Genomic DNA, 18,938 nt, shown 5'->3' on the forward strand with positions numbered 1-18,938 from the left:
TCAGTTAGAAAGCTTAGTTCGCCAGCAGAACACCGCGCTCACCGCGATTGCCGCGCCAGCCAGGCCAAACACCCAGGGCGCCGAGGCCACCGGCAGCAACAGGCCGGCCAGCAAAGGCCCGAGGCCGGCGCCGACGTCGCGCCACACTGCGTTGGAGGCCAGGGCTGAAACACGCATCGAACCGGGGTTGCGCTCGGCCACCAAGGTGGTCACCAGCGGCAGTTGTAGCGCGCGCAGCACCAGCACCGCCGCCGCGCCGACGATCACCCAATAACTGCCGAACGCGGTCAGGGCCAGGGCACTCAAAAACGAAAACAGCAGCAGCATCGAGGTCGCGCCAAAACGTTGCGCCGCCCGGCCGCCCAACGGGCTCAGGAGCATCTCCGAGGCATACCGCAGGGCCATCAGGCCACCGGCGATCAGCACCGCATCGCCGCCGAGAAGCTTCTGTGCCTGGATCGACAAGCCAAAGATAAACAGCCCATCGAGCGCCACACCTTCGATAAACGACCAGGTTGCCACACTGTCAGGCCACTTGAAGCGTCGCCCGGTGCTGTGCAAGTCATGGCTTGCGGTGGGTAAGCCGCGCGCCACCCACAGGCCGACCAGGCAGCAACCGGCGAGAATCACAAAGATCGGGCGCGGCCCGGCCCATAAGGTCAGCCAGCCACCCAGCGGCAACGCCAGCATCGGCCCGAGGGCGATCACCGCCCGTGAACGCCCCGCACGGCGGGCTGCGCCAGCGGGTTCGGAAGTCGCCAACACTTGGGTCGAGAGGTTCAACGCGGCAAAACACAGGCCCCAGATCAGTCGTAACCCCAGCAATGCGGCGAAACCCGACAACAGCGAGTTGCCCAAGGCACACACCGTGGCAGCACCGGCGGCGATCATGCAGGTCAGCCGGTCGCCGTTGCGCGCGTAGAAATTCAACACATGCCGGTAACCGAAAATCCGCACCAGGCGGTTGGCTGCCAGCAACACCCCGGCCTGGGCCAGCGTGATGCCAAAGGCCTGGGATTGCATGGGCAGCAGCAAGTAGAGCAGCACGTCACTGGGCAGGCATAACGCGAGGGTCAGCGCGGCGCGTCGGGAGGTGAGATCAGCAGTGCGTTGGGCCAGGCTGGGCATAAATCTGAAACATCCCGAAATATTCAGGTCGCAACGTTAGCCTTCTCACGCCGGGTTTTACAACGATCTATCCGGCTTTTTTCCATAGGGCAGTAAACGCAGGCCGCTGGCCACACTGCCCACCAGTGCAAACCCGCAACCCAGCCACAGCGCGTATTGCGGGCCGCTGCCCAGGGACAGATGAAAACAGAACGCCACCAACGACGCCCCCAGCGTCTGGCCCAGCAACCGCGAAATCGCGACGATGCCGCTGGCCCCACCGCTGCGGGCCAACGGTGCGCTGGTCATGATCGCCTTGAGGTTGGGCGATTGAAAAAAGCCAAACCCGGCGCCGCACAGGGCCATGCGCCAACCAATATCAAAGGCTGACGCGCCATTGCCCAAGTTCGCCAACGCGGCCATGCCCACGCTGAGCATCAGCAAGCCGACGCCGCACAGCACGCCCAGCGACACCCGATCCGCCAGGCGCCCCGCCACCAAGGCCATGACGGCGACCACTGCCGGCCACGGCGTCATCAGAAACCCGGTTTCTACCTGGCTATGGCCGAGCACCGCCTGCAACAGGAACGGCAGCGACACAAAGGCCAGGCCCTGGGCGCTGAACGCGCAGATCGCGGTGAGGGAAGACAGCGCAAACACCGGCCGTTTGAACAAATCCAGAGCCAGCATCGGCGCCGGATGACCGGCCTGGCGGCGCAGCAACACCGCGCCGCACATCAGCGCCACGGCGATCAGGCCCAAGGTCAGTGCGCCCTGGGCACCGTGTACCGCCGTGCCCAGGCCCAGCACCAGCAGGGCAAACAACCCGGTACATAGCAACGCGGCGAGACGGTCGAAGGCGTGGCCGGTCATGGGCAGCGTGGGTAATGAACGCAGGCCCAGCCCCAGGGCCAGCAGCCCCAGCGGCACGTTGATCAGGTACAACCAATGCCAGGTCGCCACCGACAGAATCGCCGACGCAGCGGTCGGCCCGAGGGTGAACGCCAGCCCCACCACCAACGAGTTATAACCCAGGCCACGCCCAAGCATTTTTGAAGGGTAGATATGCCGCAGCAACGCGGTGTTGACGCTCATCACCGCCGCCGCGCCCAGGCCTTGCGCCACGCGCGCGGCGGTCAGCGTCAGCAGCGACCCGGCCAGCCCGCAAAACAGCGACGAGATAATAAACAGCAGCAACCCGCCGAGGTACACCCGGCGGTGCCCCAGCACATCGCTCAACGACGCGAACGGCAGCACCGTGGCGATAATCGCCAACTGGTAGGCGTTGACCACCCAGATCACCGAGGCGGAGTCGGTGCCGATGCCTTCGGCCAGGGTCGGCAGCGCCGTATTGACGATAGCCGTGTCCAGGGTGGCCATGCCGATCCCCAAAGAAAGGGCGATCACTGCCGGCAGGCGTTTATTGGCGGGCAACCCATCGGCAGCAGAAGACATGAACAACCTGGCGCTGGTAACAAAGGCGTTTAGATTACGGGCAGCCGGGAAATTTTTCAGTGGCCGTTTGCCTGTCTGTCAAAGTTTTCATGTCCACTGTGGAGCGATAGTGAGCAGAAGGCTTTCTGTGGAGAGCGGGCTTGTTGTGACAGGCGCAGATTGCGACGGACTTGGCGCGGTTGCAGGAGCCCAAGCTGCGCATCGCCTCCCTGCCCCGCTTCCAGCACCGCCAGTGTGATCGCTCCATAGACGCTCCGCGTCCACTCTCAAGGTGGTAACGCAGAGCGTCACGGGAGGCGTTCCCACACAGGGTGGGAACGATCATTCAGGTGGTCCCTGCCTTCAGTTGTTGTCGAAACCGAGCTGACGGTACAGCGTTTTCATGTCGTAGTAATCGGTGCATTCGACAATTTTATTGTCCTGAATCCTGATCACGCAGGTACCATCCACGTTGATCTGATTGTAAGTTGCGCCATAACCGAACAGCTCGCCCTTTTGGGTTCCCGTCATATGCCACTGAATCGTCCCGCCGCGCTCGCCAAGGCTGATCAGGTCGCTGATAACCTTGAAATCGGGCAATGCCTTTCTGATCTGGTCAAAAAAATCGCCCAACTCGTTCCGTCCGCGCATGATTTGCCGCGCGGCCTTGTCCTCATAGACAGTCGTCTCTGAAAATATCGCGAGAAATCGCTCTTTTGAGGGTGTGGACCAGCTCTCGGCCCACTCGTTGATCAAATTACGCTGTTGATCTGTCATGTTGAAACTCCTAGGAAAGTTGGAAACAGTTCAGCGACAACCTGACGGTTAACGCGTCCATCCCTCGCCTGTGACAGATACAACTTCAGCTCCTGCTGAGCAGATACTCCCTCTGAACCCAAAGCGCTAACCAAGCGTAGCCTGCACGGCGCTTAAATCAATCGCGCCACGACCCACCCATCCGCTACCGCTTGGAATGAGGCATACGACACCGAGTCGCCAGGCACAGCTTTTCGGGCAATCTGCGCCGCCGTTCGCTTGATCAGCGGGTTGCCGTCGATGTCTTTGCGTTCGCGTTTGGTTTCGCTGCGGGTCATTTTCATGTCGCGGCCCAATAGCCGGCGCTGCATGGATACCAAGCTGCCTGCATCGCAGGCAAGCCCTCTCCCACAGTTTCAGATGTGCGCCTAAACGCAGATTGCACTCAGGTCCAGATGCCCATCCTTGAGCGGCGGGCACCAGTAATAACCCCCGGTCAACGGCGTGCTGATGCGATACAACCCATCCACAATCCCATCCTCCAACCCGCTCATGCGCCGCAGTTGCGCTTCAAACGCATCAAAGGAATGACCAAAGGCAAGGAACATCAACCCCGCCTGACCGTTCTCGGCCCAAGGCATCGAGCGGCGCACCACGAAGGCTTCCGGGGTGAAGCTTTCCTGGGCCGTGCGTTTGGTGTGGGCGGACTCGGGTGCGTCTTGCAACTCTTCGTTATCACCATGGCGGCGGCCGATGATGTGGTCGCGCTCTTGCGCAGGCAACGCGGCAAAACCGTCGAGGTCGTGCTGCCATTGCTGGATCGCGGCAAAACTGGCGCCACTGTCGGTCATCGCGGCTTCAACCGCTGCATCGTCGTGGGGGTTTTCGGTGCCGTCTTCGTAGTCGGTCAAATCGAAACCGGTCTTGTAACGGAAGCCTTCGGTCATCTGCACCAGGCGAAACGCCGGGGCCAAGGCTTTTTCAAAGGTGCGGCTACGCAACAGCAGCTCACCACGATCCACGCCATGCAGCCACACCCACAGCGCCTGCTGGGCGCCCGGGCCGCTGACGGCCGGGAATGCGCGCAAGCCTTCAACCTTTGCACCCAAGGCGGTTACCAGCGGCTCACCAAAACCGACCACCGCGGCCGAATCCGCCAGCTGCACCAGCGCGTCCAATGCGGCGGGCACGGCTGCCAGGCTATCCACGGCAAAAAACAGATGGCGTGCCTGCAACGGCACCGGTGCGGCAAGAATGCCCGGCTGGTACTGACTCATGTGAACTCCTTCTGAAAAGCCGCGCAGTTTACTCCGACGAGCGTGACACACACAGCGGCGCGTACAAGAAAGCGCACAAGCCTTGCCATAGAGCCGGTTGTTGGGCGACTCTCTAGTCATGTTTTGCAACTATTCCAGGGGTAGCGACATGACCACCAGTAACCTGCTCGCCCAGCTGTTTCCGACTTCCGCCAACGACATTCCCGAGCAATTTCGCCTCGCAGCGCCCATTGAACAGCGTGATTACTTGGTCGACGGCCAGTTGCAGGTGTGGAACGGGCCGTTGGCTCAGGTGCTGAGCCCGGTGCAACTGGGCGATGAGCGCGTGCATATTGGCAGCACGCCGTTGCTGGACGCCGACACCGCCCTCACCGCCCTCGACGCCGCCGTGCGCGCCTATGACCGTGGCCAGGGCGAATGGCCGACGATGCGCGTGGCTGAACGTATCCAGCATGTGGAAGCCTTCTTGCGGCGCATGCGCGAACAGCGTGATGCGGTGGTCAAGCTGCTGATGTGGGAGATCGGCAAGAACCTCAAAGACTCGCAGAAAGAGTTCGACCGCACTTGCGACTACATCACCGACACCATCAATGCGCTCAAAGAACTCGACCGCCGCAGCAGCCGCTTCGAGCTGGAACAGGACACCCTCGGGCAAATCCGCCGCGTACCGCTGGGCGTGGCGCTGTGCATGGGGCCTTATAACTACCCGCTGAACGAGACCTTCACCACGCTGATCCCGGCGCTGATCATGGGCAACACCGTGGTGTTCAAGCCGGCCAAGCTCGGCGTGTTGCTGATTCGCCCGCTGCTGGAGGCGTTCCGCGACAGCTTCCCGGCCGGGGTGATCAACGTGATCTACGGCAGTGGCCGCGAAACCGTCAGCGCGCTGATGGCCAGCGGCAAGATTGATATTTTCGCGTTTATCGGCACCAACAAGGCCGCCAGCGACCTGAAAAAACTGCACCCCAAACCGCACCGTTTGCGCGCGGCATTGGGCCTGGATGCGAAGAACCCTGGCATCGTGCTGCCCCAGGTGGACCTGGACAATGCGGTCAACGAGGCTGTCACCGGTTCCCTGTCGTTCAACGGCCAGCGCTGCACCGCACTGAAAATCCTGTTTGTACATGAAGACGTGGTCGACAGCTTTATCGAAAAATTCAACACCAAGCTTGCGACGTTAAAGCCTGGCATGCCGTGGGAAGACGGCGTGTCGCTGACGCCACTGCCGGAAGTGGGCAAGGTCGATTACCTCAACGCGCTGGTGGGCGATGCGGCGCAGCACGGCGCCCAAGTGGTGAATGCCAACGGCGGCATCAGCCGTGGTTCGTTCTTCTACCCGGCGGTGCTGTACCCGGTGAACCCGCAAATGCGCGTGTACCACGAGGAGCAGTTTGGCCCGGTGGTGCCGATCGTGCCTTACCGTAACCTGGAGACGGTGATCGACTATGTGCTGGACTCGGATTTCGGCCAGCAACTGAGCATTTTCGGCACCAACGCCGTGGAAGTCGGGCGGCTGGTGGATGTGTTTGCCAACCAGGTCGGCCGTATCAACATCAACGCCCAATGCCAGCGCGGGCCGGACACGTTCCCCTTCAACGGCCGCAAGAACTCGGCCGAGGGTACGCTGTCGGTCCATGACGCGTTGCGCGTGTTCTCGATCCGCACCCTGGTGGCGACCAAGTTCCAAGAGAGCAACAAGGCGCTGGTCAGCGATATCTTGCGCAACCGTGATTCGAGCTTTTTGACCACTGACTACATTTTCTAAGAACACCTCAATTCCTGAGTGAAAGCAGTCTTGTGTGGGAGCAGGCAAGCCAGCGCCCACACAAGCCCGGCTCCCACAATTTAGACCGCGTTCGCCCTGACTACCGAGGCCACTTAACTACCGATGAACCTGCCCTTCTTCGCCCGGCGCCTGTTGCGCCCCTTGCTCGACCCCTACCGGCGCTATCGCCATGCCAAGCTGATCCACGCCGTACGCGTGTCCATCGGTTTGTTGGCGACGATACTGCTTACCACCGGCATTAACCTGCCCCACGGTGAGTGGGCTTCGGTGACCATGCTGATCGTGATCGGCGGCTTGCAACACCACGGCAACATCGGCAAAAAAGCCGTGGAGCGCGCCTATGGCACCTTGATCGGCGCCAGCGTCGGCTTGCTGCTGGTGGTGCAACAGGCCTATTTCGGCCAGCCGTTACTGACCTACTTGCTGATGTCGGTGGTGTGCGGGTTCTTTTCCTATCACGCCATCGGCAAGGGCGGTTATATCGCGCTGCTGTCAGCGATCACGGTGTTTATTGTCGCCGGCCACGGCGATAACCCGATCTCGGATGGCTTGTGGCGCACCGTGGACATCCTGATCGGCATTGTGTTGGCGCTGGCGTTCTCCTTCGCCCTGCCGCTGTACGCGGTGTACTCGTGGCGCTACAACCTGGCCAGTGCATTGCGCGACTGTGCCGAGATTTACAGCCGGATCATCAGCGGCCAGTCGGTCACCGATGATGAGCACTTCAAGCTGCTCAACCGCCTGAATGCAGCGATGCTGCAACTGCGCTCGTTGATGCCGTCGGTGTCCAAGGAAGTGCGCATCTCCATGACCGAGTTGGACGCCATCCAGCGACACTTGCGCATGTGCATCAGCACCCTGGAGATTCTCGGCAATACTCGGCCCGATCCACGCGATGAACAGGCGATGGCGCGCATGCAGGTGATGTTGAAGGCCGAGCATCGGCAGATTCGGGTGCATCTGGTGGGGATGGCGCGGGCATTGAAGTTGGGGTTTACCGACCGGCTGGATCGACCGGCCGCGCAGGTCTCGGATGAAGCCGGGTTGGAGGCGCCGGTACAGAGTGCACTGGATGGGTATCGGTTATTGACGTTGCAGTTGGCGAGCAACGTCGACGCCATGCGTCAGCGGTTGGCAAAAACGTCGAGCCATTGGAAGATTTGAGTTAGGGAAAAAGAACAGTCTACGGTTGAGTAGAACTGTCCCGACTCAGTACTCCTTACAGTGGCTTCAAGCAGGACCTATATAGCGACTGCGCAGAGTTTCTATGCTGACCTGAAAGACGTAAAAGGATTAGACCGTATCGTCGGATCGATCTGTTCCTCAAAAAGATAATAGGTAATGTATTGGTTCATAGGCCTGGGCCTGCGCACGCATGCCAATGGTGACTGTTTGACGCAAGAAAGCGAGACAACGCTATGTTTACGATAGCGTTGTCTCGCTGAGTTCAAGCGTATTACCGCACAGGCGTTTTGAGAAATTAAACAGCGCTAAGGAACAAGGAGCTCTGTCCAGGTGTGTTCACCGAAATCAGTGTGCGAGTTCCATTAAACTGGTTATACGCCATTGATACACCTCCTCCATTGACGACTGCCGTGGTCCAAAAATAGGTTGTGGCCTGAGGGCCGACTGAAATTGGAATTTTTCCAAAAGCGTGGTACAGCAACCCCCAGTCGGTTTCGGTCAGTTCACGTGCGCTTGGAAATCCGCCGCCTATCAGCGCATTCCGATTAATAACAAAGTTGGCTTGGCCATCTTTTGCATTGCCCCATCCCACTAAATGCAGCATCCAGCAGTTCGATACGTTCACCGTATAATTTACGCTGTTTCGATTTGCATCAGTGACCGTGATAACCGCTGAGCCGCTACGCAAACCTGTGATTTTTCCAGTATTTGCATCAACTGTTACCCGATCCCCTATAGCCGAGAAGGTGTAAGGGCGGCGCCCCCCTTCTGGTAGCCTGGTAATGGTATTACCAGGGAAATCATTAATCAGATTAATGCCCGAGAGTATGCTTTGCCCAGACAACATGACGAGTGAACTGTCTATTCGCAAGGGTGACAACAACAGGTACGTCGTCTGTGGAAATGCAATAGTCTGGCCGTTAGTGTTGATCGAACACGTGATGATTATTTTGTTGCCGTGGGGCACGCTGTTTAACCAACTTCTTGATACCGCTATATTCGCCAGTCCGTTCAGTACCTCGGATTCCAAGATCCTATAGTCGCTGCGTACGGTCAACGGCACGACGCCCTCACTGTTCAGCGTTATCGTGATTGTTTGTCCAGCAACACTGAGAGGCCACTTGGTTATTGCGATGTACGCATCGCCCACGAGGTAGCTCAATTCCAGCGTCCCACCGTCAGCAATCCCATTAATAAGCGCCCTCGGATAGTCGGCGACACTGGCAGTTTGCACCGTCAGTTCCTGAGTCTCTGACGTCGGTGTTTTGCCCCCCACTGTCACCTGGTAACTTAACTTGATAGTTTGGCCCGCGCTCTGGGCGAGGATTTGCGCACTGATGGGGAAGAACACTGTTCCACCGGTTGTCCCGGTCTGGGGCGCAATGTTGACGACGTTGCCATTTGGAATGCTCCAGTTGAGGCGGATTACATCGGCAGGGGACATGCTGCGGTACGCCACCGCCACAGCGGCGCCATTGAGATAGTTCTGCAGCGTGATCGTCTGAGGCCCTGACATGTTGTCGAAGGCCGGCGCCGGATACGTCAATACCGGCGTGCCCAGCACCCGCACCGTGCTGCTGCCCGAGCGCCCAAGCAATACCCCTGTTGGGGTGAACAGCTCGAACGACATGCGAACAAACCCTTCCTCTTTGAAATACTCATTGGGCACCGGCGTTTGATTGCCGGCCCTTTGCGTGTGGGAAAACGGCGGCAAGCGCTTGCTCGTTTGTGTACCGTCAGCCTTGATCAGGGTCAGCGTCACAACGATCTGGTTGGGTTGGCTGGCGATCGCTACCGAGCGTGGCGGTGTCGCCAGCACGCTGAGAGGGAGATTACTTTGGGTGCCCAAGTCTAGCAGCGTTGACTCAAGGCCATTGACATAAAACAACGGTGGATCAAACAGCGCGGGGTCCAGGTTGCTGCTCAATAGGTAGGGCGGCGAAAACTTATCGTTCCCCTCCGGGATGTTTCCGGCCACATCTATCACGGTGCAAATGAGCGCTACGGTGCCCGATTGACTGATCCTCTGGAAAACCGCCGACGGAATAAACACTCGATACGGCCCCGCCCCGGCGGCCTCTGCGGCGCTCAAACGGCGTTTGGTGGCGATACCGTCCAAATAGACGAAAATTTCGTCGTTCTCACGGGCGTTCTGATACTTATCAACCAGGGCCCACATTCCGTTTGCTGCTGTGCTTGCATTAATATCCGCGTCTGCCGAAAAACCTTCAGCCACCACGCGCAATCCATCGTGCCCGAAGATGTCCGGCCTACGGTCTATGCCGGCAGGGCGGGTTTTCTTGACCAGATACTTCTCGGTAGTCGAACGACTTCTCTGACCGCTAGCCTTACGCACCACTTCCCAGTAAACATCGACTAAGCCCTCCTGCAGGCTGGTCGGGAGGAGGTTGTTCAGGAGGACGTTCAAGAAGTAACGCGGTGCCTTGGTGGTAATGCTGCCCTTGCTCAACTCTTTGCCATTACCGTACAGGTAGAATTCGTCACCGATGGTGTCAGCGAACCAGGCCTCGGAGGAGAACTCGGCATAAGGGTCGCTGGCGCGTAGCCCCAAGGCCCATTTAGCTTTTTCAGGGTAATCGAGCTTATCTGGTGGGTCGGTTTTATCAAGCTGGATGCCGAAGGTCGCGGTGGGTGGATCCAGGGATATGTCAACGGTTGAGCCGGTTGGAGTCGTCATCATCATTACCTTGCTGGTTCAGGGCGCGCGGGAACCGCGCGATGGGCAAGGTGAATGAAGCGCTTGGGGTATTAACCGAATCTACTGTCAGAATTGACAGTGCCGACGAGTGGTCAGTGGGCCGCGATCAAGCGATACGTCAGCGGTTGGCGAAGACGTCGAGCCATTGGAAGATAGGGTAATAAAAAAGGGCCGCCTACCGTTAAGTAGAGCTGCCCCATTGCATGGTCACATGCGTTTACTGAAGTGACCAAGTACCTCAAGTCGGAATAAAACTCACTGTATTCGATGCTTGATTGGCGATCAGCGCGAGTCTGGTATTGGGCACGAAAGCAATGCTTGCAGCGTTTTCGAAGCCCGTGAGACGTCTGATGATTTGGTCCGTATCAACATTGATAACGAACACCGAATCACGGTAAGCCGCTAAACCTCCAGGGCCCACCGACCCCACCCAGAGCTCTCGCGCATTCGGATTGAGCGCAGCGCCCCAAGCGTAACGAACACCCGGTATCTTCTTGATAACGACGTTTTTAGCGGGATCAATAACGAGGATATTATCAACGTCAGTGACATAGACGCGGCTGGCCGCGCCACTGTCCGGGCCAAACACCATCTGTACGGGTCTATTAGTGCCTGGAATTCTTCCCACAAGGCCGCTGCGGCCGCTGGCATTAACGATACCCACCTCCAAATAGGAGGAGATGAAAACCTGTGTTTGCTCACGATTGATCGCCATAGCGACCGGGTCACGCGTCACGGCGATACGGTTAATACTTGTACCCGTTGCCGTATCATGCACAGATACCAGTGCGTTTCTGGTGCACGCTACGAACAAGCGCAAGCCATCGGCACTCATCGCGAGCCCCGAAACATCGTCACCGCCTGCGATCTGAACGGTCATAATCGTCTGGTAGGTCGAGGTATCGATGACCGTGTAGCTGCGGCTACCAAAATTGCTGACATACAAACGCTTATTATCTGGACTCAACACCGAATCGAAAGCCATCGGTACTCCGAAAATGGTGCTGATGACGCTACGCGTCTTGATATCAATCACCGAAATCGAATTGCTATCCCGACAGGTTACAAAAGCCCGCAGCCCGTCGTTGGTAATACTAATTGCGTGTGGCCCTACCCCTACAGCGACAGTGGCGGCAACCCCACCGGCCTGTGCTTGAAACGTCAGTACCTGAAAATCTGAGCCGGTTCTTTTCAGCCCCGACGTCACTTCGTAATTTAACCGGATAACTTGGCCCGCGCTCTGGGCAATAATTGACGAACTGATAGCGAAGAACACAAGCCCACCGATCACCCCGGCCTGCGCAGGAATGCTGGCGAAAGTGCCATTGGCAAAGGTCCATTTAAGGTTGATGGCGTGTGCGGGGGTCATACCCTGGTACGCCACTGCCACAATGGCACCTCCCGCGTAATCATTCGGGGCGATAGTCTGAGGCCCAGGCCGGTTGTTGAAGGATGGCGCAGTGAGCCTCAAAGCCGGCGTGCCCACCATCCGCACCGTGCTGCTGCCCGAGCGTCCAAGCAATGCCCCTGTTGGGGTGAACAGCTCGAACGACATGCGAACAAACCCTTCCTCCTTGAAATACTCATTGGGCACCGGCGTTTGATTGCCGGCCCTTTGCGTGTGGGAAAACGGCGCCAAGCGCTTGATCGTTTGCGTACCGTCAGCCTTGATCAGGGTCAGCATCACAACGATCTGGTTGGGTGGGCTGGCGATCGCTACCGAGCGTGGCGGTATCGCCAGCACGCTGAGTGGGAGATTACTTTGGGTGCCCAGGTCCAACAGCGTTGACTCAAGGCCATTGACATAAAACAACGGTGGATCAAACAGCGTGGGGTCCAGGTTGCTGCTCAATAGGTAGGGCGGCGAAAACTTATCGTTCCCCTCCGGGATGTTTCCGGCCACATCTATCACGGTGCAAATGAGCGCTACGGTGCCGGATTGACTGATCCTCTGGAAAACCGCCGACGGAATAAACACTCGATACGGCCCCGCCCCGGCGGCCTCTGCGGCGCTCAAACGGCGTTTGGTGGCGATACCGTCCAGATAGACGAAAATTTCGTCGTTCTCACGGGCGTTCTGATACTTATCAACCAGGGCCCACATTCCGTTTGCTGCTGTGCTTGCATCAATATCCGCGTCTGCCGAAAAACCTTCAGCCACCACGCGCAATCCATCGTGCCCGAAGATGTCCGGCCTACGGTCTATGCCGGCAGGGCGGGTTTTCTTGACCAGATACTTCTCGGTAGTCGAACGACTTCTCTGACCGCTAGCCTTGCGCACCACTTCCCAGTAAACATCGACTAAGCCCTCCTGCAGGCTGGTCGGGAGGAGGTTGTTCAGGAGGACGTTCAAGAAGTACCGCGGTGCCTTGGTGGTAATGCTGCCCTTGCTCAACTCTTTGCCATTACCGTACAGGTAGAATTCGTCACCGATGGTGTCAGCGAACCAAGCCTCGGAGGAGAACTCGGCATAAGGGTCGCTGGCGCGCAGACCCAAGGCCCATTTAGCTTTTTCAGGGTAATCGAGCTTATCTGGCGGGTCGGTTTTATCAAGCTGGATGCCGAAGGTCGCGGTGGGTGGATCCAGGGATATGTCAACGGTTGAGCCGGTTGGAGTCGTCATCATCATTACCTTGCTGGCTTAGGGCGCGCGGGAACCGCGAGACGGGCAAGGTGAATGAGGCGCTTGGGGTATTAACCGAATCTACTGTCAAAATTGACAGTGGCGACGAGTGGTAGATATACGCAAGAATCTGACAGACAACGCAGTGATCATGAATCTGCCGTTACCCAGTCTTTTTCTTACATTTTTTTCACGATTTCTTCACATCCGGAGACGTAGGGTGAAGCCTCATCCGTTACAAATGTTGTACATCAAGCCCGCCGCCCCAGCGGGCTTTTTTTTGCCTGGATTTTGTGAGTTATCGCGCCGCTTTGGTGGCGGGCGTGGCGGCTTGTTCACGAATGGCGCGCTGGGTATCGAGCACCTTGGCCAGCGCGGTTTCAGCTTCGGGGCTTTGCTGCGGCACGCGAATCGCTGCCGAGACCAGGGTAATCAACTTGGCCATCACCTCGGCGTCCGTCGCCGGGCGGCCCAAGCTCATGGAGTTCATCAGCAGGCGCAGCTCAGTCCCCGCCATCACCCCGGAAATCGCCTTCAGGGCAAATTGCAGGCGCACGCCCAGCTCATTGCGGGGCAGGTCCGGCAGGGCCAGGGCGAAGGCTTCGAAGAAACGCTGGAAGACCGGCTGGTAATGCACCTTGAGGTATTCCTGGATAAACGGCGAGGTGTCGCTGTAAACCCGGCCCAGGAACCGAATGAATGAACGCCCTTCCCCACTGGCCGGGTCACTGCGCTCCAGGCCCATGGCCGGCGCGAACAACACACCGAGCAAGGTATCGCAGTCGAGAGGGCCGCTGGATTCGGCTTCACAGCGCGCCAGCAGTTCCAGGCGCTGCTCGTTGAGCGGCTCCAGACGCTGCATCAGCAAGGTTTTCATCAGGGAGTCCTTGTCCCCGAAGTGATAGTTCACAGCGGCCAGGTTCACCTGGGCACGCTCGGTAATCTGCCGGAGCAGAACGGCGTCATAACCGTATTTGATGAAGAGAGCCTCTGTCGCATCCAGCAGTCGAGTCTTGGTAACGTTTGGAGCGCTGAGTTTCTTCGCGACCATAGGAGTTCCACGGGGGAAATATTGTTTTAAAAAATAATTTGATTTTTTATACCGGGGCAGCCCTTCGAAAGCAAGTACTGCCACTGCAGTATGCATCTAAAAGCCCGTGTAACCGGGCCCTCTGAGACTAGCCGAGGGCAATGGGACCTGCCCGATCCGCTTGACTGAGAATTCGTTTCAAAGGGTAAAACCGCTCTACATCCGTGGCTGGCGAAGCGCATGGAACACGGTTACTATTCAAACAATATTTTAAAAACAAGAAATAAAACCAGTCCGTGACGCGTACCAGGCAACTCCCAAACTTGTTACAACCATTTACCGGGGGCAAGCGGTACCGTCAAGACTGCAGGCGTAGTCACGATGACAGACATCTCCGCGCACCCAGGCTTGATCTCCCTGCAAGGCATCGGCAAAAGCTATCAGCTCGCCGGGCAGCACCTGTCCATTCTTAATGATGTGTGCCTATCGATTGCCAGCGGTGACAGCTGCGGCATTCTCGGCGCCTCCGGCTCCGGCAAAAGTACCCTGCTCAATATCCTCGGCTTGCTGGACTTGCCCAACTGCGGCCAGTACCACTTTGCCGGCCACGATATTTTCAGCGCCAGCCCGGATGAGCTGGCGGCGATTCGCAACCAGCAAATCGGCTTCGTGTTCCAGAGTTTCAACCTGCTGCCGCGCCTCAGTGCCCTGGACAACGTCGCCCTACCCCTGAGTTACCGCGGCGTGTCGCGCCATGAATCAGTGGAGCAGGCGTTGCGCATGCTTGAGCAAGTCGGCCTGGCCGAGCGCGCCCACCACCGCCCGGCTGATCTCTCCGGCGGCCAGCGTCAACGCGTGGCGATTGCACGCGCGTTGGTCGGCAAGCCTTCGGTGATTCTCGCCGACGAACCCACCGGCAACCTCGACAGCACCACCGCCCAAGAGATCATGGACTTGCTCCTGGCCCTCAACCGCGAGCAGCAGGTAACGCTGATTATCGTCACCCATGACGCGCATATCGCCGAGCGCCTGGAACGCAAGATCCTGGTGCGCAATGGCGTGGTGCATGAGGCCGGGCGCCTATGAGCCTGCGGGTCGAACAAAGCTTGAGCCAACTGCTGCACGAGGCGTTTGTGAGCCTGCGCACCTTGGGCAAACGTTCGGTCCTGGCGCTGCTGGGCATTGTGATCGGCAGTTCATCGGTGGTGGCGCTGATCAATATCGGCCATAACGCTTCCGTGGATGCGGCGATGATTTTCAAGGACATGGGCACCGACACCTTGGTCGCCCAGTTCCCACCCAAAGGCAACAGCAGCGCACCAATGCGCGCCAGCCTCGACCTCGAGGCGGTGCGCCAGGCAATACCGGGCATTGCCCATATCGGCGCGCTCAGCGTGTTCGGCGGCCCCGTCGTGTTTCACGGCCGCACCGTCAACGCCAACTTTGTCGGCACTACGCCGGATATCAAGGATGCCATGCGCCTGGCCGTGCGCGAGGGGCGTTTTCTATCGAGTTTCGACGCCGGCGAAACCTACGGCGTGATTGGCGACCAAGTCGCCCAGGCCCTGAGTACACCGGGCGACCCGCTGAAACTGGGGGATCGCATCCGCATCAACGACTACCTGTTCCTGGTGGTGGGCATCCTGCACAACCAACCCCGGGCCATGCTGATGCCGGTGCAAGCCAACGAATCGCTGTTCATCCCCGCCGAAGGCATGCGCCGCATCTACCCGACCCCGCAAATCGGCAACGTGATCATCCGCGCCGCGCCGGGCCAGGACATGGAGCGCATCGCCCGCGACGCCGCCAGCGCCCTGAAAAGCCAGCTCACCGACCACGATGTCGACATCCAGGTGCCCCAGCAAATGATCGATGGCATGACCCGCCAAAGCCGCACATTCGCCTATTTGTTGCTGGCCCTGGGCGCCATCTCGCTGGTGGGCGGCGGTGTCGGCGTGATGAACGTGATGCTGATGAATGTCTCGGAGCGCCGCCGTGAAATCGGCATCCGCATGGCCCTGGGCGCACGCCAACGGGACATTCGCAACCTGTTCCTGCTGGAGGCGGTCACCCTGACGGCCGTCGGTGCGCTCTGCGGCGCCGTGCTGGGCATGACCGCCGCCTGGCTCTACGCCTGGCTGTCGGGCTGGGTCTTTTCCCTGGCCGCCGCCGCCCTGCCCTTGGGCGTGGGCAGCACGTTGCTGGTGGGCTTGTTCTTTGGCATCTATCCGGCGGTGTCGGCCTCGCGGCTGCAGCCGGTGGAGGCCTTGCGTGATGAATAAATGGCTATGGCTGCTCGCGCTGGTCAGCCTGCCCGGCACGGCCGCCGACGTGGTGATCAACCCTTCAGCTGCCAGCACCACTCGCAGCGGTTACGACCGAGGGGTGTCGTTGAACGCCCAGGTGACCACGATGACCCTGGGTGACGCGGTGTACCTGGGCTTGCGCAACAACCCAGCAATCCGCAGCGCCTACCTGCAACGGGTGGCGCAGAAGTTCGACCTGCGCGTGGCCGAAGACACGTTCAACCCCAAGCTCACCCTCAACAGTTATTACCGCAACAGCCGTGGCTCGGCCGACAATGCGCGCAACGCCAGCCTGGCGCCGAATGCGACCTTGCTCGGCGAGTACGGCACCCGGCTGAGCATGGCCTGGACCCAGCAACTGAACACCGCCGACCGCGCCGGCCGCTACCGTAGCGACGGCCTGGACCTGGCCCTCATCCAGCCGCTGATGCGTGGCGCAGGCTGGGACGCCACCACCGCGCCGCTGCGCCTGTCACGCCTGTCTGAGCAAGCCAACCGCCTGAACCTCAAGGCCACGGTGGCGCAGACCATCAGCCAGATCATCGCCACCTATCGCGAACTGCTGCGTGCCCAGGAGCAGTTGAGCATCGTCCAGGACGCCCTCAAGCGCTCCGGCACTTTGCTCGAGGTGAACAGAGCCTTGATCAGCGCCGGGCGCATGGCCGAGTTTGAAATCGTGCAGACCGAAGCCGACATTGCCACCCAGCAACTCGGTGTGGAAGAAGCCCAGAACCAGCTTGATACGAGCCGCCTCGCCCTGCTGCGCCTGCTGGCCTTGGACCTGTCGACGCCGATCCGCGCCAGCGAAGCCCTGGAGGCCCAGCCGATGACCATCGACAAACGCCAGGCCTTCAACCTGGCGCAAACCCAGCAACCGGAATACCTCGCCGCCCTGCTCGGCAGCCAGCAGGCCGACCTGAACCTGGTGATCGCCAAGGATTCCGGGCGCTGGCAGGTGGACCTGGTGGCCGGTGCCAACCAGATACGCGACGCCTACAACAACGACAATGGCAACACCAATAACCGTACCTGGAACAGCTACGCCGGGGTGCAGGTGCAGATCCCTATTGGCGACATCAGCACGCGCCAGGCCGAAGTGCGCGCGCGGGTCAATGTGGAGGATCAGGAGATCCGTATCACCGACGCCCGCCAGGAATTGGAACGCAACGTCAACGACGTGGTGCGCGACCTTGGCACGCGCTGGCGCCAATATGAAATCGCCCAGCGTGCGGTGGGATTGTCACGGCGCAAGATCGAGATCGAGCGGGAAAAACTCAGCGCCGGGCGCTCCACCAACTTCCAGGTGCTGAGTTTCGAGACCGACCTGCGCAACGCCGAAAACGCGCAGCTCAACGCGCTGATCGCTTATTTGAACGCCCAGACCCAGCTCGACTTGACGCTGGGCATGACGCTGGAAAGTTGGGAAATCGCCCTCAATGACTACTAATAAAAAACGCCTGCTGGGTGCTGTGTTGACCGTGCTGCTGGCGGGCGCGGGGATTGCCCTGTACACCCCCGCCGACACGCCCGTTGCGAGCGCCGCACAGTGGCTGGCGGTAAAACCCGACCCGCTGGTGCACCAGATCGGTCTGGTAGGCAAAATCGAACCCGACACCACCATCACCCTCACAGCGCCGTTCGACGGCAACGTGCTGGCCAACCTGGTGGAGCAAGGCCAGCGCGTCGAAGCCGGCCAGGTGCTGTTGCGCATGGACCCGGCCACCCTCGAAGTACAACTGCGTGACGCACTGTCCGCCCAACTCAAGGCGCGGCGCACCGTACAGGAGATGCAGGACTGGGACAGCAGCCCCGCCGTCAGCCGAGCGCGCCGCAGCCTGCGCACCGCCGAAATGACCGCCGGCAACACCCAGCGCAAACTCACCGAGAGCGAAAACCTGTTCAAGCGCGGCATCATCCCGCGTAACGAGTTGGACGACCTCAAACAGCAGACTCAGCAGCAACAGCTGGACCTCGCCTCTGCCCGCAGCGACCTTCAGCAAGCGCAGGATCAAGGCCGTGGCGAATATAAACAGATCGCCGATATGGAACTGACCAATGCCACGGTGAAATACGACGCCCTGCACGAGCTGCTCGACGGCAAGGAGGTCAAGGCGCCGTTCTCCGGCATCGTGGTGCCCGCGCCCGGCAACAACAGTTCGCCCCAGGGCGGTGGCAACAACAACGCGCCGGTACAGGCCGGCAGTAAGGTCAGCCAAGGCCAGGTACTGTTTGGCCTGGCGAATATCGAACGGCTGAAAATCGTCGCCAAGGTGTCGGAGCTGGACATCAACCAACTGCACCAGGGCCAGGCGGTGGAAGTGATGGGCGATGGCTTCGACGGCGAGCGCCTGACCGGTTCCGTCAGCGTGGTCAGTGGCCTGGCGATTGCCAGCGACAGCCAGGGCAGCGCGCAGTTTCCGGTGACGTTGTCGATTCCCAAGCTCACGCCCCAGCAGTTGCAACGGGTACGACTGGGGATGAGTGCGCGGCTGACCATCGTCACTTACAACAATGAACAGGCGATTGTGATCCCAAGCCAAGCGATCAACCGCGATGACATGACCGTGGAGTATCGCCCGGCGATGGACCTGCCGGTGGAACGGGTGAAGGTAACCACCGGGCAATCGACCGCCCAAGGCGTTGAAGTGTTTGGGCTCAAACCGGGTTTCGTAAAAGCCGGGGGCTGAACCCCTCCTCAAAATCAGTGGAGATCAA

13 protein-coding genes and 1 pseudogene are annotated in these 18,938 nt (G+C 59.5%); 6 read left to right on the forward strand and 8 right to left on the reverse strand.

Annotated elements, in window-relative coordinates; translation table 11 throughout:
• The 5 genes and pseudogenes from ACI77I_RS13985 to ACI77I_RS14005 all read right to left on the reverse strand — a co-directional run bounded on the left by ACI77I_RS13985 (position 1) and on the right by ACI77I_RS14005 (position 4,574).
• On the reverse strand, positions 1–1,128 hold the full coding sequence (locus ACI77I_RS13985; protein ID WP_094950593.1) for an MFS transporter: 1,128 nt from the start codon (positions 1,126–1,128) through the stop codon (positions 1–3).
• Between the two features lie 57 nt (positions 1,129–1,185).
• Positions 1,186–2,562, reverse strand: coding sequence for an MFS transporter (locus ACI77I_RS13990; RefSeq protein ID WP_406997791.1), 1,377 nt, complete (start codon positions 2,560–2,562; stop codon positions 1,186–1,188).
• Positions 2,563–2,904: 342 nt separating this feature from the next.
• A complete protein-coding gene (locus ACI77I_RS13995) occupies positions 2,905–3,318 on the reverse strand; it encodes an ester cyclase (RefSeq protein ID WP_094950591.1) in 414 nt (137 codons plus the stop codon).
• A gap of 211 nt (positions 3,319–3,529) precedes the next feature.
• Positions 3,530–3,674, reverse strand: a pseudogene (locus tag ACI77I_RS14000) (EscU/YscU/HrcU family type III secretion system export apparatus switch protein); the annotation flags it as partial.
• A 51-nt stretch (positions 3,675–3,725) separates the two neighbouring features.
• Positions 3,726–4,574 (reverse strand): Dyp-type peroxidase, encoded by an 849-nt coding sequence (locus tag ACI77I_RS14005; RefSeq protein WP_406997792.1) that lies wholly within the window; start codon positions 4,572–4,574, stop codon positions 3,726–3,728.
• 148 nt (positions 4,575–4,722) lie between these two features.
• Between ACI77I_RS14005 and ACI77I_RS14010 the strand changes: the two genes are divergently transcribed.
• Positions 4,723–6,339: an NADP-dependent glyceraldehyde-3-phosphate dehydrogenase gene (locus tag ACI77I_RS14010; protein WP_094950588.1), complete on the forward strand. Its 1,617-nt coding sequence runs from the start codon at positions 4,723–4,725 to the stop codon at positions 6,337–6,339.
• Between the two features lie 123 nt (positions 6,340–6,462).
• Positions 6,463–7,524, forward strand: a complete 1,062-nt coding sequence (locus ACI77I_RS14015) for an FUSC family protein (RefSeq protein ID WP_094950587.1) — start codon at positions 6,463–6,465, stop codon at positions 7,522–7,524.
• A 316-nt stretch (positions 7,525–7,840) separates the two neighbouring features.
• Here ACI77I_RS14015 and ACI77I_RS14020 read toward each other — a convergent pair whose 3' ends face one another.
• The 3 genes from ACI77I_RS14020 to ACI77I_RS14030 all read right to left on the reverse strand — a co-directional run bounded on the left by ACI77I_RS14020 (position 7,841) and on the right by ACI77I_RS14030 (position 13,938).
• On the reverse strand, positions 7,841–10,243 hold the full coding sequence (locus ACI77I_RS14020) for a hypothetical protein (RefSeq protein WP_406997793.1): 2,403 nt from the start codon (positions 10,241–10,243) through the stop codon (positions 7,841–7,843).
• 259 nt (positions 10,244–10,502) lie between these two features.
• Positions 10,503–12,887: a YncE family protein gene (locus ACI77I_RS14025; RefSeq protein WP_406997794.1), complete on the reverse strand. Its 2,385-nt coding sequence runs from the start codon at positions 12,885–12,887 to the stop codon at positions 10,503–10,505.
• 298 nt (positions 12,888–13,185) lie between these two features.
• Positions 13,186–13,938: a TetR/AcrR family transcriptional regulator gene (locus ACI77I_RS14030; RefSeq protein ID WP_094953104.1), complete on the reverse strand. Its 753-nt coding sequence runs from the start codon at positions 13,936–13,938 to the stop codon at positions 13,186–13,188.
• A 360-nt stretch (positions 13,939–14,298) separates the two neighbouring features.
• Between ACI77I_RS14030 and ACI77I_RS14035 the strand changes: the two genes are divergently transcribed.
• Genes ACI77I_RS14035 through ACI77I_RS14050 form a run of 4 tightly spaced genes read left to right on the forward strand, consistent with a single transcriptional unit; the run spans position 14,299 to position 18,910 of the window.
• Positions 14,299–15,003, forward strand: a complete 705-nt coding sequence (locus ACI77I_RS14035) for an ABC transporter ATP-binding protein (RefSeq protein WP_094953106.1) — start codon at positions 14,299–14,301, stop codon at positions 15,001–15,003.
• Positions 15,000–16,199 (forward strand): ABC transporter permease, encoded by a 1,200-nt coding sequence (locus ACI77I_RS14040; protein WP_094953108.1) that lies wholly within the window; start codon positions 15,000–15,002, stop codon positions 16,197–16,199. The genes ACI77I_RS14035 and ACI77I_RS14040 overlap by 4 nt, the downstream gene beginning before the upstream one ends.
• Positions 16,192–17,670: a TolC family protein gene (locus ACI77I_RS14045; RefSeq protein ID WP_094953110.1), complete on the forward strand. Its 1,479-nt coding sequence runs from the start codon at positions 16,192–16,194 to the stop codon at positions 17,668–17,670. The genes ACI77I_RS14040 and ACI77I_RS14045 overlap by 8 nt, the downstream gene beginning before the upstream one ends.
• Entirely contained in the window at positions 17,660–18,910 is a 1,251-nt protein-coding gene (locus ACI77I_RS14050; protein ID WP_406997795.1) for an efflux RND transporter periplasmic adaptor subunit, read from the forward strand. The genes ACI77I_RS14045 and ACI77I_RS14050 overlap by 11 nt, the downstream gene beginning before the upstream one ends.
• Positions 18,911–18,938: the final 28 nt, after the last annotated feature.

Origin of the sequence: Pseudomonas sp. D47, assembly GCF_045447305.1 — a bacterium.
Lineage (GTDB): Bacteria > Pseudomonadota > Gammaproteobacteria > Pseudomonadales > Pseudomonadaceae > Aquipseudomonas.

Excerpts from the sequence above, each read along its gene's own strand:
- ACI77I_RS13985 (WP_094950593.1), bottom strand. The coding sequence starts at position 1,128 with ATGCCCAGCCTGGCCCAACGCACTGCTGATCTCACCTCCCGACGCGCC.
- ACI77I_RS13990 (WP_406997791.1), bottom strand. The coding sequence starts at position 2,562 with ATGTCTTCTGCTGCCGATGGGTTGCCCGCCAATAAACGCCTGCCGGCA.
- ACI77I_RS13995 (WP_094950591.1), bottom strand. The coding sequence starts at position 3,318 with ATGACAGATCAACAGCGTAATTTGATCAACGAGTGGGCCGAGAGCTGG.
- ACI77I_RS14005 (WP_406997792.1), bottom strand. The coding sequence starts at position 4,574 with ATGAGTCAGTACCAGCCGGGCATTCTTGCCGCACCGGTGCCGTTGCAG.
- ACI77I_RS14010 (WP_094950588.1), top strand. The coding sequence starts at position 4,723 with ATGACCACCAGTAACCTGCTCGCCCAGCTGTTTCCGACTTCCGCCAAC.
- ACI77I_RS14015 (WP_094950587.1), top strand. The coding sequence starts at position 6,463 with ATGAACCTGCCCTTCTTCGCCCGGCGCCTGTTGCGCCCCTTGCTCGAC.
- ACI77I_RS14020 (WP_406997793.1), bottom strand. The coding sequence starts at position 10,243 with ATGACGACTCCAACCGGCTCAACCGTTGACATATCCCTGGATCCACCC.
- ACI77I_RS14025 (WP_406997794.1), bottom strand. The coding sequence starts at position 12,887 with ATGACGACTCCAACCGGCTCAACCGTTGACATATCCCTGGATCCACCC.
- ACI77I_RS14030 (WP_094953104.1), bottom strand. The coding sequence starts at position 13,938 with ATGGTCGCGAAGAAACTCAGCGCTCCAAACGTTACCAAGACTCGACTG.
- ACI77I_RS14035 (WP_094953106.1), top strand. The coding sequence starts at position 14,299 with ATGACAGACATCTCCGCGCACCCAGGCTTGATCTCCCTGCAAGGCATC.
- ACI77I_RS14040 (WP_094953108.1), top strand. The coding sequence starts at position 15,000 with ATGAGCCTGCGGGTCGAACAAAGCTTGAGCCAACTGCTGCACGAGGCG.
- ACI77I_RS14045 (WP_094953110.1), top strand. The coding sequence starts at position 16,192 with ATGAATAAATGGCTATGGCTGCTCGCGCTGGTCAGCCTGCCCGGCACG.
- ACI77I_RS14050 (WP_406997795.1), top strand. The coding sequence starts at position 17,660 with ATGACTACTAATAAAAAACGCCTGCTGGGTGCTGTGTTGACCGTGCTG.